Origin of the sequence: Novosphingobium huizhouense (assembly GCF_020179475.1) — a bacterium.
Classification (GTDB): Bacteria; Pseudomonadota; Alphaproteobacteria; order Sphingomonadales; family Sphingomonadaceae; genus Novosphingobium; species Novosphingobium huizhouense.
The window spans coordinates 376,352-392,461 of record NZ_JAILXZ010000003.1 but is presented as its reverse complement, the minus strand read 5'-3'; the positions used below and the strand labels follow the sequence as shown (position 1 = coordinate 392,461).

The 16,110-nt window shown below is 66.7% G+C and carries 17 protein-coding genes; 6 read left to right on the top strand and 11 right to left on the bottom strand.

The annotated features are described in order from the left end of the window. Positions 1–9: 9 nt before the first annotated feature. The 7 genes from K3A85_RS13800 to K3A85_RS13770 form a co-directional block, all read right to left on the bottom strand. Positions 10–810 carry a head GIN domain-containing protein gene (locus tag K3A85_RS13800; protein ID WP_225207093.1) on the bottom strand — a complete coding sequence of 267 codons (801 nt, stop codon included), beginning with the start codon at positions 808–810 and terminating at the stop codon, positions 10–12. A gap of 91 nt (positions 811–901) precedes the next feature. Next, positions 902–1,426 carry a CarD family transcriptional regulator gene (locus tag K3A85_RS13795; RefSeq protein ID WP_169493864.1) on the bottom strand — a complete coding sequence of 175 codons (525 nt, stop codon included), beginning with the start codon at positions 1,424–1,426 and terminating at the stop codon, positions 902–904. Positions 1,427–1,832: 406 nt separating this feature from the next. Next, positions 1,833–2,171 (bottom strand): ferredoxin FdxA, encoded by a 339-nt coding sequence (gene fdxA / locus K3A85_RS13790; protein WP_225207092.1) that lies wholly within the window; start codon positions 2,169–2,171, stop codon positions 1,833–1,835. A gap of 64 nt (positions 2,172–2,235) precedes the next feature. Next, positions 2,236–2,517, bottom strand: coding sequence for an RNA-binding S4 domain-containing protein (locus K3A85_RS13785; RefSeq protein WP_225207091.1), 282 nt, complete (start codon positions 2,515–2,517; stop codon positions 2,236–2,238). Then, positions 2,517–5,075: a helicase-related protein gene (locus K3A85_RS13780; protein WP_225207090.1), complete on the bottom strand. Its 2,559-nt coding sequence runs from the start codon at positions 5,073–5,075 to the stop codon at positions 2,517–2,519. Before K3A85_RS13780 ends, K3A85_RS13785 begins: the two co-directional genes overlap by 1 nt. A gap of 99 nt (positions 5,076–5,174) precedes the next feature. After that, positions 5,175–5,519 (bottom strand): DNA-directed RNA polymerase subunit omega, encoded by a 345-nt coding sequence (gene rpoZ / locus K3A85_RS13775; protein ID WP_225207089.1) that lies wholly within the window; start codon positions 5,517–5,519, stop codon positions 5,175–5,177. Between the two features lie 100 nt (positions 5,520–5,619). After that, complete coding sequence (locus tag K3A85_RS13770; protein WP_225207088.1) at positions 5,620–7,131, bottom strand: replicative DNA helicase; 1,512 nt, start codon at positions 7,129–7,131, stop codon at positions 5,620–5,622. A 104-nt stretch (positions 7,132–7,235) separates the two neighbouring features. Between K3A85_RS13770 and K3A85_RS13765 the strand changes: the two genes are divergently transcribed. From K3A85_RS13765 to dcd, 4 genes are read left to right on the top strand one after another with little or no spacing between them, the layout of a single operon-like run. Further along, the gene (locus tag K3A85_RS13765; RefSeq protein WP_225207087.1) at positions 7,236–7,718 is read left to right on the top strand and encodes a UPF0262 family protein; all 483 of its coding nucleotides are present in this window, start codon (positions 7,236–7,238) and stop codon (positions 7,716–7,718) included. A gap of 32 nt (positions 7,719–7,750) precedes the next feature. Then, positions 7,751–8,446, top strand: a complete 696-nt coding sequence (locus K3A85_RS13760) for a glycoside hydrolase family 25 protein (protein WP_225207086.1) — start codon at positions 7,751–7,753, stop codon at positions 8,444–8,446. Continuing rightward, positions 8,443–8,874: a cytidine deaminase gene (locus K3A85_RS13755; protein WP_225207085.1), complete on the top strand. Its 432-nt coding sequence runs from the start codon at positions 8,443–8,445 to the stop codon at positions 8,872–8,874. The genes K3A85_RS13760 and K3A85_RS13755 overlap by 4 nt, the downstream gene beginning before the upstream one ends. Before the next feature lie 23 nt (positions 8,875–8,897). Next, a complete protein-coding gene (dcd, locus tag K3A85_RS13750; RefSeq protein ID WP_225207084.1) occupies positions 8,898–9,452 on the top strand; it encodes a dCTP deaminase in 555 nt (184 codons plus the stop codon). A 12-nt stretch (positions 9,453–9,464) separates the two neighbouring features. Here dcd and K3A85_RS13745 read toward each other — a convergent pair whose 3' ends face one another. Continuing rightward, a complete protein-coding gene (locus tag K3A85_RS13745; RefSeq protein ID WP_318248088.1) occupies positions 9,465–10,742 on the bottom strand; it encodes an AI-2E family transporter in 1,278 nt (425 codons plus the stop codon). 12 nt (positions 10,743–10,754) lie between these two features. On the opposite strand from K3A85_RS13745, the gene K3A85_RS13740 reads away from it, so the two are divergent. Beyond that, complete coding sequence (locus tag K3A85_RS13740) at positions 10,755–11,924, top strand: acyl-CoA dehydrogenase family protein (protein WP_225207083.1); 1,170 nt, start codon at positions 10,755–10,757, stop codon at positions 11,922–11,924. Positions 11,925–11,950: 26 nt separating this feature from the next. Next, the gene (locus K3A85_RS13735) at positions 11,951–13,129 is read left to right on the top strand and encodes a saccharopine dehydrogenase family protein (RefSeq protein WP_225207082.1); all 1,179 of its coding nucleotides are present in this window, start codon (positions 11,951–11,953) and stop codon (positions 13,127–13,129) included. 3 nt (positions 13,130–13,132) lie between these two features. On the opposite strand, the gene K3A85_RS13730 is transcribed toward K3A85_RS13735, so the two are convergent. The 3 genes from K3A85_RS13730 to K3A85_RS13720 are packed head-to-tail and all read right to left on the bottom strand — an operon-like array spanning position 13,133 to position 16,105. Beyond that, entirely contained in the window at positions 13,133–13,504 is a 372-nt protein-coding gene (locus K3A85_RS13730; protein WP_225207081.1) for a (2Fe-2S) ferredoxin domain-containing protein, read from the bottom strand. Continuing rightward, complete coding sequence (locus tag K3A85_RS13725; RefSeq protein WP_225207080.1) at positions 13,501–13,926, bottom strand: acyl-CoA thioesterase; 426 nt, start codon at positions 13,924–13,926, stop codon at positions 13,501–13,503. The genes K3A85_RS13730 and K3A85_RS13725 overlap by 4 nt, the downstream gene beginning before the upstream one ends. Before the next feature lie 25 nt (positions 13,927–13,951). Then, entirely contained in the window at positions 13,952–16,105 is a 2,154-nt protein-coding gene (locus K3A85_RS13720) for an alpha/beta hydrolase family protein (protein WP_225207079.1), read from the bottom strand. Between the last annotated feature and the right edge of the window lie 5 nt (positions 16,106–16,110).

The following is a 16,110-nucleotide window of genomic DNA, read 5'->3' as shown; positions in this document are numbered from 1 at the left end:
GCGAACCTGTCAGGGCTCGCAGACCAGGCGGCCGGAACCCATTGCCGAAACCTTGCAGGTCGCACGACCCTTAACGCGCACCTCGCCCGAGCCCATGATGTTCGCCTTGACCTCGCCATCGGACGCGAAGCGGGCATTGCCCGAACCCGCCACGTCGATCTTGGCCGACCGGGCGACGAGTCCCTCGAGATCGGCGCTGCCGCTGCCGGCGATGGTCATGGCGAGATTGCCGGCAGAGCCGGCGCCGCGCAGCTTGCCCGATCCGACGACGTCGACCTTGAGCTCCTTGGCGTCAATGCCATTGGCATCGATCGTTCCCGAACCGGCGATGGTGAGCTTGGCGGTGTCTGCTGCGATCCCGTCGATGGCGATCCTCCCCGATCCGGCGAGCACCAGGTCGCGTGCAGTCGGGACGGTGACGCGGACGGTGGCGATGCTGTCTTCGCGGTCGTCACTCTTCCAGCTGTCGCGCGCGATGCCGAGTTTGCCATCCTTGAGCGTGAAGCGCAGCTTGTCCTTGACCTGGGGGGCGCCCTCCACGGTGATGGCCAGCCGTTCGCCTCGCGTGATCTGGACCTGGTCGGGGCCGAGCAACGTGATTTCCTCGGGCGCCGTGCCCGACAGGTCCAGTTCGGAGAGCGGCACGCCGCGCGCGCCGTCGATCGTGACGCTGGCCGCATCGCAGCCCGAGAGTGCGGCGGCGAAGCCGACGACGGCGACGCCGACGAGTGTCCTGGCGAAGGTCCTGAACATGGCGAAATCTCCCTCTGGTGTGTTGCCGGTGTAACGCACCACCGGCATTTGCGCCATGTCGTTCGGCGTTCAGCTTCTGCCGTCGGTGGAAACGAAAAGGGCCGCCGGTTACGAACCGGCGGCCCCCTTGCGTCGCAGGCGAGGCGGCTCAGACCGCTTCGTAATACTTCGGAGCATGCTCGTTGAGGATCGCGAGGATCTTCTTGAGCGCCGCCGGTTCGTCGGTCTTTTCCATCGCCGCCAGTTCGCGCGCAAGGCGCGAGGACGCCGCTTCGAAGATCTGGCGTTCGGAATAGGATTGCTCCGGCTGGTCATCGGCGCGGAACAGGTCGCGGGTCACTTCGGCAATCGACACGAGGTCGCCCGAATTGATCTTGGCTTCGTACTCCTGGGCGCGGCGCGACCACATCGTGCGCTTGACCTTGGGCTTGCCCTTGAGCGTATCGAGCGCCTCGCGCAGGGTCTTGTCCGAAGACAGCTTGCGCATGCCGATGGCTTCGACCTTGTTCACCGGAACGCGCAGGGTCATGCGCTCCTTTTCGAAGCGGAGCACGTAGAGCTCCAGCTTCATGCCCGCGATCTCTTCTTGCTGCAGTTCGACCACCCGGCCGACACCATGCTTCGGATAGACGACGTAATCCCCAACATCGAAGGCAAGAGCCTTGGCTGCCATTGCTTATCCTTTCGACGCAGGCAGGGTACAGAACGGCCTCGGATGGAAGAACCATCCTTCCTGCACAAGGTCCGGGCCCTTAGGGGAGAGGTCCGGCAAACGACCGTCTGCGATTCGGTCGGCGATCCCTTTGCGATGCGTTTGCCGCTTGTCCTGCCTTCTCGTGTTGAAAAGGCGCCGGAACAGAGACAAGTCTGCCCGGCGCGTGCAACCTATATAGCAGCACTGTAATAAAATTGCCAGACCCGGACGCGTTAAATCGCGGTCATCCTGGGGCAAAAGCCAAGGCAACCGGCGGGATAACAGCTCTGTGGCTCGCGACGGACGGGATACCCTGTGGTCGGACCCGGCGCTTCGACCGGAGGAGCGAATCGTCGGGCGATCCGCTCGAACCGGCGGCGAAGGGTCAGTCTCCCTCGCCGGGCTCGGGCGAGAAGTACTTGTCGAACTTGCCTTCTTCACCCTTGTGTTCGTCGGCGTCGGCGGGCGCGTCCTTCTTGGCGGTGATGTTGGGCCACTCGGCCGAGTACTTGGCGTTGAGCTCGAGCCACTGCTCGAGACCCGACTCGGTGTCGGGCAGGATCGCCTCGGCCGGGCATTCGGGTTCGCACACGCCGCAGTCGATGCATTCGCTGGGGTTGATCACCAGCATGTTCTCGCCCTCGTAGAAGCAGTCGACGGGGCAGACTTCGACACAATCCATGAACTTGCAGCGGATGCAGGCGTCGGTGACGACATAAGTCATGGCGGTGGTGTTCCCTCAGGCGTTGATCGTTTGCCGTCGTGCTAGAAGCGTTTGGCGGCAGGCGTCAAGCATCCGTTGGGACGCTTGCGGCGATCGCCGGTTCGATCTGGCGATAGCAGGCCTGCGCCTCGGGCGCGGGACCGCGCCTGGTGGGGATCGCGACGACCTCGATGACCCGCACGCCGCGCAGGGTCGGCAGCACCAGTACGTCCCCGGGGCGAACGGTTGCGCTTGGTCGCTCGATCCGTCGGCCGTTGAGCCGGATATGCCCTTCGAGCGCCCAGTCGTGGGCATGGCTACGGGTTGCGGCGAGCCGCAGGAACCAGAGAAGCTTGTCGATGCGCATCAGCGGATGAGCTCCGCAAGAACGGCGAACGCGCCGTTCGCGGGTGGCGGTGCGACGGGCGGATCGGTCGCTGGCCGGGTGCTCGGCGGTCGCCAGTTCCACAACGGCGGCGTCGGCGGCCCAAAAGCTCCATCCGCCAGTGGGCGGCCCGTCGCCACGCGAAACCCTGCAACGCGCAGGAGGTTGGCATAGCTGGCCGTCGAGAGGCCCATCGACCGGGCAAGCGCCGGGTCGAGATAATAACGCCGCGCTCGTGCCCCGACCCGCGCGCGGTGCGCGACCTGGATGAGCTTTTCCGCCATGTCGACGCGAAGCGACTGGGCGCCTACGCGGCGATAACCGAGCGGCGGCTGGCGCCCTTCGACCACCGGCGGCATGGGGTTGGCGAGCGGTGGGTGGTCGATGCCGCGCAGTCGGGCGAGCGTGGTCCAGATCGCGAGCGCTGCCGGCTTCAATGCCGCGGGAACGAACAGGTCGACCGAGCCGACCCGCACCCCCAGCCGGCGCAGGCTTTCGCGTTGCGCAGCATCGAGTCGCTCGAGCTTCGCCTCGGCGCGCGGGAGAACACCGCCTGCTTCGACCAGCTGGAGCAGGAGTGCGCGCAGGGCCGGACCGGATTCGGCTGCGGCGCCTGCGCTTTCGAGCTTGCGCAGCGGCACCAGTGCGCGAGCGAGGTGCCGCGACAGCCATGCTGCGAGCGACTTCTCGAGCGCATCGCGCGCTTCGGGTGCAAGCGATGCAAGAGCGGGCTCCAGCGCGAGACGGGGGGCGAGCATTGTCTTGCCCCGAACCAGCCGGGCGACGGCCTCGCCCTGCCAGACGATCCGGTCGCCTTCGATCCGGATCGGTCGCGATGCATTCTCTTCGTGACCAGCGTCGCGCGCATCGCGCCCGAGCGCCTCGACCCGCTGGCGCAGCAAGCCGGGCAGGTGTCGTTCGGCGGCGGCGAGCAGGAGCTTGCGGTCCGATGCGCGCGCGAGCGGATCGACGATGAAGCGAAACCCTTCGAGGTGGCCGATCGGTTCGTCATCCACCAGCACGGCGCCGGCCTCGGACAGCCGCACCGGCAAAAGCCCGGCGTCGGCGCCGACCTTGCGCATGAGCACGGTGGTCCGCCGATTGACGAACCGTTCGGTCAGCCGTCCATGGAGCGCATCGGAAAGGCGCGTCTCGACCGCGCGGGCGCGAGCGGCCATTTCGTCGCGCGCCAACACCCAATCGGGGCGCTGGGCGATGTACGACCACGAGCGAATCGCGGCGATGCGGCCCTGCAGCGTGTCGATGTCGCCTGCCGGATTGTCGAGCTGGGCAATGGCCTGGGCGACGTAGTCCGCGCCGAGGTAGCCGTGGCGCAGGTCCTGCCACAGCCGGGCGACGAAGCGGGCGTGGGTCTCCGCGCCCTGCTGGCGGAAATCGGGCAGCGAACAGGCCTGCCAGAAGCGGTAGACGGAGCTGCGGCCACGCACGCTGGCGGCAATCTCGTCGTCTTCGGCGAGACGCTTGAGCACGGCGAGGTCGATGGCCTGCGGCGGGGTTGCGAGCTCGGGGCGGAACGGCGGAGCTTCGAGGTCTTCGATCAGGAGCTTGAGCGAATCGAACCGGGGTTCGGCCTCGCGCCAGAACAGCCGGGTGAGGGGCGGGAAGCGATGCTCCTCGATCGCATAGACCTCTTCCGGCGCGAATTCGGGGTCGTGGCTGCCCATCCCCGCCAACGCACCGAAGGTGCCGTCCTTGTGGTGGCGTCCTGCCCGTCCGGCGATCTGCGCCATTTCTGCCGTGGTCAGCCGGCGGTGGCGGTGACCATCGTACTTGGACAGTCCGGCAAAGGCGACATGCGCGACGTCGAGGTTGAGGCCCATGCCGATCGCGTCGGTGGCGACGAGGTAATCGACTTCGCCCGCCTGGTACATCGCCACCTGGGCGTTGCGGGTCTGCGGAGAAAGCGCGCCCATCACCACGGCGGCCCCGCCGCGGAAGCGGCGCAGCATTTCCGCCATCGCATAGACCTGTTCGGCGCTGAAGGCGACGATCGCGCTGCGCGGCGGGATGCGGGAAAGCTTCTTGGGCTCGGTGTGGGTCAGCGTCGAAAAGCGGGGTCTGGTGATGATCTCCGCCTCGGGCACCAGCGCTTTGACCATCGGCTCGAGCGTGGCCGAGCCGAGCAGCATCGTCTCTTCGCGGCCGCGGGTATTGAGGAGGCGGTCGGTGAAGACGTGGCCGCGCTCAGGGTCTGCCGAAAGCTGGGCCTCGTCGAGCGCGACGAAGGCGAGGTCGGGCCGGCTGGGCATCGCTTCCACGGTGCACAGGTGCCAGCGCGCGCCCTTGGGTTCTATCCGCTCCTCGCCGGTGATCAGCGCAACGTTCTGTGCACCCTTGATCGCGCAGACGCGGTCGTAGACTTCGCGGGCGAGAAGACGCAGCGGAAAGCCGATGGCGCCGGAGGAATGGGCGCAAAGTCGCTCGATGGCGAGATGCGTCTTGCCGGTATTGGTGGGCCCAAGGACGGCCTTGACCGTCTTGCGGTCGCCTCGCGCATGCGGATGCTGGGGGCCGGCCATGGAGGAAATGTGGCGAGCGCGCAGCGCGCACGCAAGAACGTGCCGGAATTTTATCCCCGGCGCCTTTCGATGCCATTCCGCCAGACGGCGGCCGTGGCGTCAGCCGTCGTAGTCGGCGCCCAGCGAGGTGTTGCGCACCGGCGCGGCAGCGGTGATCCGCAGCGCTTCGGCCGACTGCGACAGCGAGCCGATCTCGTCGACCTCGTCGTCGTCCTCGGGAAGGACGCGCTGCAGCGACTGGATCAGGTTTTCCTTCAGCACAGCGGGGCGCACGGTTTCGTCGGCGATTTCGCGTAGCGCCACCACCGGGTTCTTGTCACGGTCGCGATCGACGGTGAGCTCCGCGCCGCCCGAAATCGCGCGGGCGCGCTCGGCCGCGAGCAGGACCAGATCGAAACGGTTGGGAACCTTGTCGACGCAATCTTCGACGGTAACGCGCGCCATCGGGGGCACTCCGATCATAACCAGGAAGGATGGAAAGCGCAGCAGGTAGAGCGATGGGGCCGCAAAGTCAAGGAAACGGCGGTTTGCGGTCGGCTTTCCGTTACTCGTCGTTGCCGTAGGCGGCGCGCAGGTCGTCGGACGCGAGGTCGCTGAAGCGCGTGATCCGCGATTCGAAGCGCAGGCGGACCTTGCCGGTCGAGCCATGGCGCTGCTTCGCCACGATCAGCTCGGCAAGCCCATAGACCCGCTCCATCTCGGCCTGCCAGGCGGCATGTGCTTCCTGCACCTTGGGATCGTCGTTGCCCTGCGGGACCTTCGGCTCCTTCGCTGCGACATAGTAGTCCTCGCGGAAGACGAACCAGACCATGTCGGCGTCCTGTTCGATCGAGCCCGATTCGCGCAGGTCCGAGAGCATCGGGCGCTTGTCGTCGCGTTGCTCGACCGCGCGGCTCAGCTGCGAGAGCGCGATCACCGGGACCGAAAGCTCCTTTGCAAGGGTCTTGAGCCCGCGGGAGATTTCCGAAATTTCGTTGACGCGGTTGTCGCTCCGGCCAGATCCCTGCAGCAGTTGCAGGTAGTCGACGATGATCAGGCCGATGTCGTGCCGTCGCTTCAGGCGCCGCGCGCGGGCGCGCAAGCTGCCGATCGTGAGCGCGGGCGTATCGTCGATGTAGAGCGGCAACTCCGCCAGGCGCTGGCTCGCGAATGAGAGCTGCTGGAATTCGTCGCGGCTGATCCGGCCCATGCGCAGGGCTTCGGAGCTGATTCCCGATTGCTCCGCGAGGATGCGCGTGGCGAGCTGGTCCGCGCTCATTTCGAGGCTGAAGAAGGCGACCGCGGCGCCAACCGAGTCCTTGAGGGCGATGCCGTCTGCCAGGTCGCGACGCAGCCTGTCGGCGGCGTTGAAGGCGATGTTGGTGACCAGCGAGGTCTTGCCCATGCCGGGACGGCCGGCGAGGATGATGAGGTCGGAATCGTGCAGGCCGCCGATCTTCTCGTTGACCGAGGTGAGGCCGGTCGTCTTGCCCGAGATATGACCGCCCGAAAGCAGCGCTTTCTCGATCATTTCGAGCGAGACGCGCGTCGCCTGGCCGAACGATTGCGCTTCGCTGCCGGTCTGCGCGCCTTCGGCAACCTTGTAGAGCGAGGCTTCGGCGAGTTCGATCTGCTGGAGCGGCGCGACCGATTCGCTGGTGTCCATCGCCTGCTCGACGAGCGTGCGACCGACAGTGATCAGCTCGCGCAGCAGCGCAAGGTCGTAGATCTGTTCGGCCAGCTCGCGGGGGTTGAGCAGGCCCTGGCCATCGGCGGTGAGCCGGGCGAGATAGGCGGTGCCGCCGAGTTCCCTGAGTCCCTCGTCGCTTTCGAAGTAGGGTTTCAGCGTGACAGGAGTGACCACTGCCTTGCGGTCGATCAGCGCCTGGATGCGCTCGAACACGCGGCCGTGCACCGCGGCGTGGAAGTGCTCTGCCTTGAGCGGGCTGGTCAGTTCCTCGAGGATACGGTTGTCGATCAGCACCGCGCCGAGGAAGGCAGCCTCGGCTTCGACGTTGGAGGGAAGGGCGCGCGTCTGGTCGGGTTCGCGCATGAGGATTGCTTCGCTGGCTGCCATCGCTCCTTTGTGCCCGAGCGGCACGGGTAAGCGCAAGGCGCGCAGCCTGTGGATAGCGGGGAGGGCTTGCGGGCGGCGGTTGCGTCTGCGAAACACACTGCCCCATGGCGGACCCGCGCATTTCGCATATCGAACTCGATGAGGCGACGATCATCTGGCGCAATGCCGATATCGAGCAGGAGCGGCGGATCGCGATCTTCGACCTGATCGAGGAAAATACCTTCAAGCCGCTGCGCCCGTTCGAGGCCGGACATACCGGCCCCTACCGTCTGCGGCTTTCGGTCGAAGACGGCAGGCTGGCGCTCGCGGTTTCGGACGAGGATGCGACCCTTCTCGAGACGATCATCCTCGGCCTCGGCCGGTTTCGGCGGCCGATCAAGGACTACTTCGCGATCTGCGATTCCTACTACCAGGCGATCCGCCGCGCGACCGCCCAGGAAATCGAGACGATCGACATGGCGCGCAGGGGAGTCCACAACGGCGCCGCCGAATTGTTGCTCGAACGCTTCGAAGGCAAGATCGAAACCGACTTCGCCACCGCGCGCCGGCTCTTTACCCTGATCTGCGTGCTGCATATCAGGGGCTGAAACAGACCGGATTCGGGGCGCATCTTCACGTCATGACGACCAAGCGAACCAAGGTGCAAAAGCGCCTGCTCCTTGCATTGCTGGTGATCGCGCTCGCCTGTGCCGGCGCGCTCTGGTGGCAGGCGCGCATCTGGCGACCCGACCGCGCGCGGTTCCCGGTCCAGGGCCTGTGGCTCGACGAGCACGACGGGCCGGCGGAGTGGCGCACGATCAAGGGTGACGGCGCAGACTTCGTTTACCTGACCGCGAGCGAGGGCCGCGACCGGCGCGATCCCATGTTCGGCGAGGGCATCGACGCGGTTCGATCCGCGGGAATGCAGGCCGGCGCGGTTCACGTCTATGACCTGTGCGCGCCCGCCGATGCGCAGGCCGCGAACTTCGTGACCACGGTCCCGCGCGAGAAGGATCTCCTGCCGCCGGCGGTCGCGCTCGATATCGATTCGCGCTCGTGCCCCGAGCCGCCGGGTGAAGCGGCCCTCCAGAGCGAGCTGACCACCTTCCTCAACCAGGTTGAGAAGCACGTGGGCAAGGCGGCAATCCTGATGCCGACGCGCGCGATCGAGGCGCGTTACCATCTCGCGGCGCTGCTGGACCGTAACCTGTGGCTGGTGCAGGACTATCTCGCCCCGGGCTATGCGGGACGGCCTTTCGTCATGTGGACCGCTTCGCGCCGCGCCCGCGTCGCGGGGCTCGATGCACCGGTGCGATGGGTGGTCGCTGCGCCATGACAATATCCGGCACATCGCGCGATGCATTGATCGCTGCCGCCCGCACGGCGATGGACAGCGCCTATGCACCCTATTCCGGGTTCCACGTCGGCGCGGCGCTGCTGTTCGAGGACGGCGCGATCATAACGGGCGCCAACGTCGAGAATGCGAGCTATGGCCTTTCGCTCTGCGCTGAAACGGTTGCCTGCGCGATCGCGGCGCATGCCGGGCGCCGCGGCGGCCTTGTCGCCGTGGCGGTTCTCGGTGGCCCTGCAGGCCGGATCGATTCCGCGATTACGCCGTGCGGCCGGTGCCGCCAGGTGCTTCACGAAATCGCCGCTCTCGGCGGGACCGACCCGGTCGTCCTGTGCATCGGTCCCAAGGAAGTGTTGGAAACACGACTTTCGGTGCTATTGCCCGATGCGTTCGGCCCAACGCAACTGGGCTGACGAGATCAGTTCCGGGGGCAGGGTTGGCCATTCTTTCCGACAAGTGGATCCGCGACAAGGCGATCGGCGAAGGCATGATCGAGCCATTCGTCGAGCGCCAGCAACGCGACGGCTGCATCAGCTACGGACTATCGTCCTATGGCTACGATGCCCGCGTTGCCGACGAATTCAAGATCTTCACCAATGTCGATTCGGCGGTGGTCGATCCCAAGGACTTCGCTTCGAATTCGTTCGTCGATCGCAAGACCGACGTCTGCGTCATCCCGCCCAATTCCTTCGCGCTGGCGCGGACGGTCGAATACTTCCGCGTGCCGCGCGACGTGCTCGTCATCTGCCTCGGCAAGAGCACCTATGCCCGGTGTGGTATCATCGTGAACGTCACCCCGCTCGAGCCGGGCTGGGAAGGGCACGTAACCCTCGAATTTTCGAATACCACGCCCTTGCCCGCAAAGATCTACGCCAACGAGGGTGCCTGTCAGTTCCTGTTCCTGCAGGGCAACGAGCCCTGCGAGGTCAGCTACGCCGACCGCGCGGGCAAGTACATGGGCCAGCGCGGCGTGACACTGCCCCGGCTCTGACGCCAGGGAGCGTCAGGCCGCCTGACGTTCGCGCTCCTCGGTCAGGATCTCCCAGCCGCACAGGAACAGTGCGGCGACGATCGGTCCGGCAACCACGCCGCTGATGCCCATCAGAGCAATGCCACCCAGGGTCGAGAGCAGGACCAGCCAGTCGGGAATTCCCGTATCGCGACCGACCAGCAGCGGGCGCAGCAGGTTGTCGACCATGCCGACCACGGCAACGCCCGAGAAGATCACCACCATCGCCTGCCAGACCTGGCCGGTCGCTAGCTGATAGATCGCCACGGGAATCCATACGATCGCCGGGCCGATTGCCGGCAGCAGCGCGGCGAAGGCCATGATCAGTCCCCAGAGCATTGCGGCGGGCACACCGACGAGCGCGAAGGTCGCTGCTCCGAGCGCGCCCTGCGCCATCGCGACGAGCACCGAGCCCTTCACCGTCGCGCGCGTCACGGTGACGAAGCGGTCCGCCAGCCGCTCCGCGACTTCGCGTTCGAGCGGGGCCGCGCGGACCAGCGCCCGACCGATGTCGGTTCCGTCGCGCAGGATGAAGTAGGTCACATAAAGTCCGACGCTGAACACCAGCAGGAACTGAGCGGCGTTGCGCCCGAACGACAGCGCTTCGTTGGCGAGGACGCTGACACTGCCGCCGAGCGCCGCCGACACCTGCCGGCGCATCCGCTCGAAGCTGCCAAGACCCTGCCGATCGGCGAGGTCCTGCAACCGCCGCGGCAGCGCATCGTGAATCTGGTCGAAATAGCGAGCGAAGTCGATCTGCCCATCGCGAACCGAAGCGTAAACTCCCGCCGCCTGGTCGAGGATCATGCTGCCAATCAGCAACAGCGGCAGGATGACGGCGACGGTGATCACCAGAAGCGTGACCGCTGCACCAAGACTGCGACGTCCGCCGAGCGTTCCGGTCACGCGCTGGAACAGCGGCTGGAACATGATCCCGGCAACGGCCGCCCAGAACATGGCGCCAAGGAAATCGCCAACGACGGCAATGAATCCGGCTGTCACCAGCCCGACGAAAGCGACCAGGCCGCCTGCTTCAAGTCTCGTGCGTTCGATCATGAATTCGATGCCCCCACGTTGCCGGGCTTCACCCAGTCCATCAGGTCCGGTTACATAAAGTCTGTGGCGCGTGTCGCCGCCGCGCTCAACCGGCAAAGCAGCGTTTTGCTCCCGGCGGAGGTTGCGAGGGTTGTGCTCAGCATTAATCGCTCGATTGACTAAGCAGGGGTGGGTCGCGATACCTCCGGCAACGAGACGGGGCAGGACCCGCCGCATGGAGGATCCCAGATGGCCCATCTGTTCGACGAGTGGCGGAGCCGCTCGCCCCACTACGACGATACTCACGAGGCCGTCTGCGACAGCGTCCGCGCCTTCGTCTCGCGTGAGATCATGCCAAACGTCGATGCCTGGGAGCGCGCCGGAGAGTTGCCCCGCGAGCTTCATCGCAAGGCGGCCCGAGCAGGCATCCTGGGCTTCGGCTATCCCGAGGAGTTCGGCGGTACGGCGCAGGGCTGCACGATCTTCCATTCCTTCGTGCAGAGCGAGGAGCTGTGCCGCCCCGGCGCGGGCGGGATCGTCGCTTCGCTGATGACTCACGGGATCGGCCTGCCGCCGATTCTCGCGGGGGGCAGCGATGCGATGAAGCAGGCAATCGCGCCGGCCGTGCTGGCGGGTGAGAAGATCATTGCGCTCGGCATCACGGAGCCTTCGGGCGGGTCGGATGTCGCCAACCTGCGCACGCGCGCCGAGCGCAAGGGTGCCCATTATGTCGTCAACGGCCAGAAAACCTACATCACTTCGGGGATGCGCGCGGATTGGATCACGCTGGCCGTGCGCACCGGCGGCCCCGGCATCGGCGGCGTGTCGCTGCTGCTGGTCGACATGGCGAGCCCCGGCGTGTCGCGCACGGCGCTCGAAAAGATGGGCTGGCATTCATCAGACACCGCGACGATCCATTTCGACGACGTCGAAGTTCCCGCTGAGAACCTGATCGGGCCGGAGAACGCCGGGTTCGGTGCAATCATGCGCAGTTTCAACGGCGAGCGCATCGGCATGGCGCAGCAGGCCGCGGCGAACGCGCGGCTGTGCTTCGAGGACGCGCTTGACTGGGCGCGCGAGCGGCAGACGTTCGGCAAGCCGCTCGTCGCCAACCAGGTGATCCGCCACAAGCTGGCCGACATGCTGCGCCGCATCCAGGCGACGCAGGCGTGGATCGACCATTGCGCGTGGACGCTGATGAACGACAAGGCCGCCCCGGGCGAATTCGCATTGCTGAAGGTGCAGGCGACCCAGACCATGGAATTCTGCGCGCGCGAGGCGTGCCAGATCCTCGGTGGCGCCAGCTTCATTCGCGGCAGTCGCGTCGAGCGGATCTATCGCGAGGTCCGCGTGATGGCGATCGGCGGCGGGTCCGAGGAGATCATGTTCGATCTCGCCAGCCGCCAGTACGGGTTCTGACTTCAACGGGAAGGGAGTGACTTCCAATGCCGACCGACCGCGCCGCGCGCCCCTATGACATCGTCATCTACGGGGCGACCGGTTACACCGGGCGCCTCGTCGCCGAATACCTCAACAGCCACTACGGCCAGAGCGGACCGAAGTGGGCAATGGCGGGTCGAAGCGCCGCCAAGCTTGCGGAGATCCGCGACCTGATCGGTGCCCCCGCCGACACGCCACTGATCGTTGCGGACATCGCCGATCCGGCAAGCGTCAGGGCGATGGCCGAATCGACCCGGTCGATCGTCACCACCGTCGGGCCATACCAGCTTTATGGCGAGCCGGTGGTTGCCGCCTGCGTCGAAGCCGGGACCGACTATGCAGACTTGTGCGGCGAGCCGGTGTGGATGCGCCAGATGATCGACAAGTACGATGCCGCGGCCAAGGCCAGCGGCGCACGCATCTGCTTTTCGTGCGGGTTCGACTCGATCCCGTTCGATCTTGGCGTGCTGATGCTGCAAAAGGAAGCGGTCGCCCGCTTCGGCAAGCCCGCGCCGAGAGTGAAGGGCCGCGTGCGCGATACCAAGGGCGGCGTTTCGGGCGGCACTGCAGCGAGCCTCAAGGCGACGCTGGCGGCGATCGCGAAGGAGCCGGCGCTGGGCCAGATCATGGCGAGCCCGTTCGGCCTGACACCGGGCTTCGAGGGCCCGCCCCAGCCGCCCGCCGACAAGCCGCTCTACGACGAGAGCCTGGGATCGTGGCAGGCACCGTTCGTGATGGCGGTGATCAACGTCAAGAACGTCCACCGCACCAACCAGCTGCTCGGTTTCCCGTTCGGCGAGGACTTCGTCTACGACGAGATGATCCTGACGGGCCCCGGGGAGCAGGGCGAACAGATCGCCAACTACGTCGCCTCGACGCCGATGATCGGCACTCCCAACGACCCGCTGCCGGGCGAAGGGCCGAGCAAGGACGTGCGCGACAACGGCAGCTACGATCTGCTGTTCGTCGGCGAGATGCCCGACGGTCAGGCCATCCACTACGGGGTCAAGGGCCGCTACGATCCGGGCTATGGCTCGACCAGCCGGATGCTGACCGAAACCGGGCTGGGGCTGGTCGAATCGGATGTGGCGGGCGGGGTCGGCACGCCGGGCGCGTTCCTGGGCGAAGCGCTGGTCAAGCGCCTGCGCGAACATGCCGAGATCACCTTCGAGGTGGAGAACTGATCCTCAGGCAGCAGGCGGGTGGAGGCGAAAATCCTCCACCGGCACGCCGCCGATGATATGCTCCTGCAGGATGCGTTCGAGGACCTGCGGCGAGCAGGAATGGTACCAGACCTCGTCGGGGTAGACGACCGCGATCGGCCCGGCGAGGCACACGCGCAGGCAGCCGACCTTGTTGCGCAGCACGCCTTGCGCCCCGCCGAGCTTGAGCTCGCCCAGACGCTTCTTGAGATAGGCCCAGCTTTCCTCGCCCTTCTCGCGCGGGGCACACTTGTCCTTTTCCGGCCCGGCGCAAAGCAGGATGTGGCGCTGCATGGCAAAGCCGCCCAGCTTGGCGAGCGCTTCCTCGGCAGCGCGGACTTCGGCGGCTGACGTCATTTCAGCAGCCAGGGCTGGAGCAGCGCGCGGAAAGCGTCGGGGATCGGCACAGCCTTGTGCCCGTCGGTACTGACCACCACCGTGCGGCAGGTCGCGACCGGGCGGCCTTCCTGCACCAGCAGCTGCTGCATCTGCCAGCTAGACCGGCCGACGTCGCAGGCGGCGACATGGCAGGTCATGCTTTGCGGGAAGTGCGCCTGGTCGAGGTATTCGATGGCGACGCTCGCCACCATCGGGCGGAAGGTTTCGGTCCGCACCATGCCCGCGCCGACGTTGAAGCGCACGCGCCCGTCCTCGAACACCGCCGCCATGGCCACGTTGTTGATGTGGTCGTTGGGGTCGAGGTCGGCGAAGCGCGTGGTCACCTCGTGCGCAAAAGGATAGCGCGCCGGATCGAGCAGCGCGGGGTCGGGCTTGGCCATGGATTCTCCCTTTTCGCGGAGGGGCCTAGCCCTCCTTCCCGCCCTTCCTCAACCACCGATCGAGCCAGCGGAACACGGTCTGGTGCCATTGCAGCGAATTCTTCGGCTTGAGCACCCAGTGGTTCTCGTCGGGGAAGACGAGCAGTTCGCCCGGCACCTTCATCGTCTGCAGCGCCGTGAATGCAGCGAGCCCCTGCGTATAGGGGATGCGGAAGTCCTTCTCGCTGGTGATCACCAGCATCGGCGTCTTCCACTGGGCGACATGGTTGACCGGGTTCGCCTTCTCGTAGGCTGCGGGGTCCTGCATGTATGTCTTCTGGCCGTGTTCCCATTCGTCGAACCACAGCTCCTCGGTCTCGAAGGCCATGGCGCGGGCGTCGAACACGCCGTCGTGCTGGACGATGCAGCGGAACTTGTCGGGCCAGTTCCCCTCGATCCAGTTCATCATGTAGCCGCCATAGGATGCGCCCATCGCGCAGGCGTTGGCGTCATCGACCTGAGGATCGAGCGCCGCCGCGGCGGCAAAGCCCTTCTGCAGGTCCTCGAGCGGCTTGCCGCCCCAGTCGTTGCTGATCGCATCGGTGAAGGCCTGGCCGTAGCCGGTCGATCCGTGGAAATCGACCGAGACCACGGCATAGCCCTGCGACGCGACGACGCGCGGGTTCCAGCGGTTCGACCAGGCGTCGTTGAACGAGCCCTGCGGTCCGCCGTGGACATAGAGGATGCCGGGGAGCTTGCCTGCAGCCCAGGCGGGCTTGGTGATTTGGCCCCAGACGGTATCGCCGTTCGCGCCCTTGAAGCTGAAGCGGCGGGCGGTGACAGGCGCGCGGTCGGCGAGGGCCGAGGTGGCGAGATCGGTCAGCGCCACGGCCTTTCCGCCGGGCTTGCCCACAAAGATCTCGGCCGGCGCCTCGATCGAATCGCGGGAGAAGACGAAGCGTCCGTCCTTGAGCGGGGTTACGTTGGCGATGTGGCCCTCGCGGCCCCTGACCGGTGAGAGCGCCAGGCGCGTAACCCTGCCGGTGGCGACATCGATGCGGAAGGCGGGGGTGTCGAGCACGTCCTCGGCCGAGGCGAGCAGCGCCTTGCCGTCGGCGGTCCATTGCAGAGCGCCCGCCGAGCGATCCCAGCTCTGGGTCAGCGCGCGGGTCTGGCCGGTCTCGAGGTCCATCAGCTGGACGACGAGACGATCGGCTTCAAACGTCGGTCGCGCCATCGCGACATAGGCGAGCCAGCGCCCGTCGGGCGAGACTGCGGGGCCAGCGTCGGTCGCCTTGTTCGCGGCGGTGAGGTTGCGCGGCGGTGCGCCGTCGACCGGCGCCCACCACAAGTCGAGATTGGTCGAGCGCGGCTCGTCGCGATCGGCCCGGCGCGCGGCGTAGATCACCGCCTTGCTGTCCGCACTCCACGTCACGTCGCCGCCATCGCCGAACGGCTTGTTGGGCGCATCGCCGACGAGGCCGCCTTTGGCCGCATTGCCATCGAGCGCGTGGCCGGTGGCCGGGTCGACACGGCCATCCGCACCCACCGCGAAGGCGAAGATGCGACTGTAGTTGCCCGGCGTCTCCCAGGAATCCCAATGGCGCACGAAGCCGACCCCGTCCTTGTAGAGGCGGCCCGTTCCGGGACCGGGCAGGGTGGTGTTCCCGTCGCCGTCACACCCGCCGAACGTCGCGCAGCTGCGGGCGATGTCGCCCCAGACGGCGATGCGCTTGCCATCGGGGGAAAGCTTGAAGCCGTTGACGTCGGCTTTGAAAGCGGTGACCGCTGCGAGCGCGGGGGCTGGCGATGCCGGGCTTGCGATCTTCCAGACTTGCGAGCTCGCCCCTTCACCGTCCTGCTTGCGGTCTGACAGTAGGTAGAGGCAGCCGTCGGGCGCAAAGGCGGGGTCGCTGGCCGAGCCGCCGACCGCGATCTGCCGCGCGGGAGTCTTGCCATCGAGCGCGCGGATCCAGAGCTGGGTGGTGCGCACATAGCTCGACGGGTCGGTGACGGTCACGGTGTAGGCAACGAGCTTGCCATCGGGCGAGACCGCGACGCCGCCAAGACGATTGAGCGATACGAGATCCTGCGCCGAGAAGGGCGTGGGTGCAGGAGCGGCCGAGACGGAGGCAGGGACGGCAAGGGCGAGGGCAGCGGCAAGCGTGGGCGCGGCGCTGAAAAGCAAACTGGTTTTCATCGCAA

Bases quoted from the DNA above. Each gene is read 5' to 3' on its own strand.
- K3A85_RS13765 (WP_225207087.1), top strand. From the start codon at position 7,236: ATGGCGGACCCGCGCATTTCGCATATCGAACTCGATGAGGCGACGATC.
- K3A85_RS13785 (WP_225207091.1), bottom strand. From the start codon at position 2,517: ATGCGCATCGACAAGCTTCTCTGGTTCCTGCGGCTCGCCGCAACCCGT.
- K3A85_RS13725 (WP_225207080.1), bottom strand. From the start codon at position 13,926: ATGGCCAAGCCCGACCCCGCGCTGCTCGATCCGGCGCGCTATCCTTTT.
- K3A85_RS13800 (WP_225207093.1), bottom strand. From the start codon at position 810: ATGGCGCAAATGCCGGTGGTGCGTTACACCGGCAACACACCAGAGGGA.
- K3A85_RS13745 (WP_318248088.1), bottom strand. From the start codon at position 10,742: ATGCGGCGGGTCCTGCCCCGTCTCGTTGCCGGAGGTATCGCGACCCAC.
- K3A85_RS13760 (WP_225207086.1), top strand. From the start codon at position 7,751: ATGACGACCAAGCGAACCAAGGTGCAAAAGCGCCTGCTCCTTGCATTG.
- K3A85_RS13730 (WP_225207081.1), bottom strand. From the start codon at position 13,504: ATGACGTCAGCCGCCGAAGTCCGCGCTGCCGAGGAAGCGCTCGCCAAG.
- fdxA (WP_225207092.1), bottom strand. From the start codon at position 2,171: ATGACTTATGTCGTCACCGACGCCTGCATCCGCTGCAAGTTCATGGAT.
- K3A85_RS13770 (WP_225207088.1), bottom strand. From the start codon at position 7,131: ATGGCAGCCAGCGAAGCAATCCTCATGCGCGAACCCGACCAGACGCGC.
- rpoZ (WP_225207089.1), bottom strand. From the start codon at position 5,519: ATGGCGCGCGTTACCGTCGAAGATTGCGTCGACAAGGTTCCCAACCGT.
- K3A85_RS13720 (WP_225207079.1), bottom strand. From the start codon at position 16,105: ATGAAAACCAGTTTGCTTTTCAGCGCCGCGCCCACGCTTGCCGCTGCC.
- K3A85_RS13740 (WP_225207083.1), top strand. From the start codon at position 10,755: ATGGCCCATCTGTTCGACGAGTGGCGGAGCCGCTCGCCCCACTACGAC.
- K3A85_RS13735 (WP_225207082.1), top strand. From the start codon at position 11,951: ATGCCGACCGACCGCGCCGCGCGCCCCTATGACATCGTCATCTACGGG.
- K3A85_RS13780 (WP_225207090.1), bottom strand. From the start codon at position 5,075: ATGGCCGGCCCCCAGCATCCGCATGCGCGAGGCGACCGCAAGACGGTC.
- K3A85_RS13795 (WP_169493864.1), bottom strand. From the start codon at position 1,426: ATGGCAGCCAAGGCTCTTGCCTTCGATGTTGGGGATTACGTCGTCTAT.
- K3A85_RS13755 (WP_225207085.1), top strand. From the start codon at position 8,443: ATGACAATATCCGGCACATCGCGCGATGCATTGATCGCTGCCGCCCGC.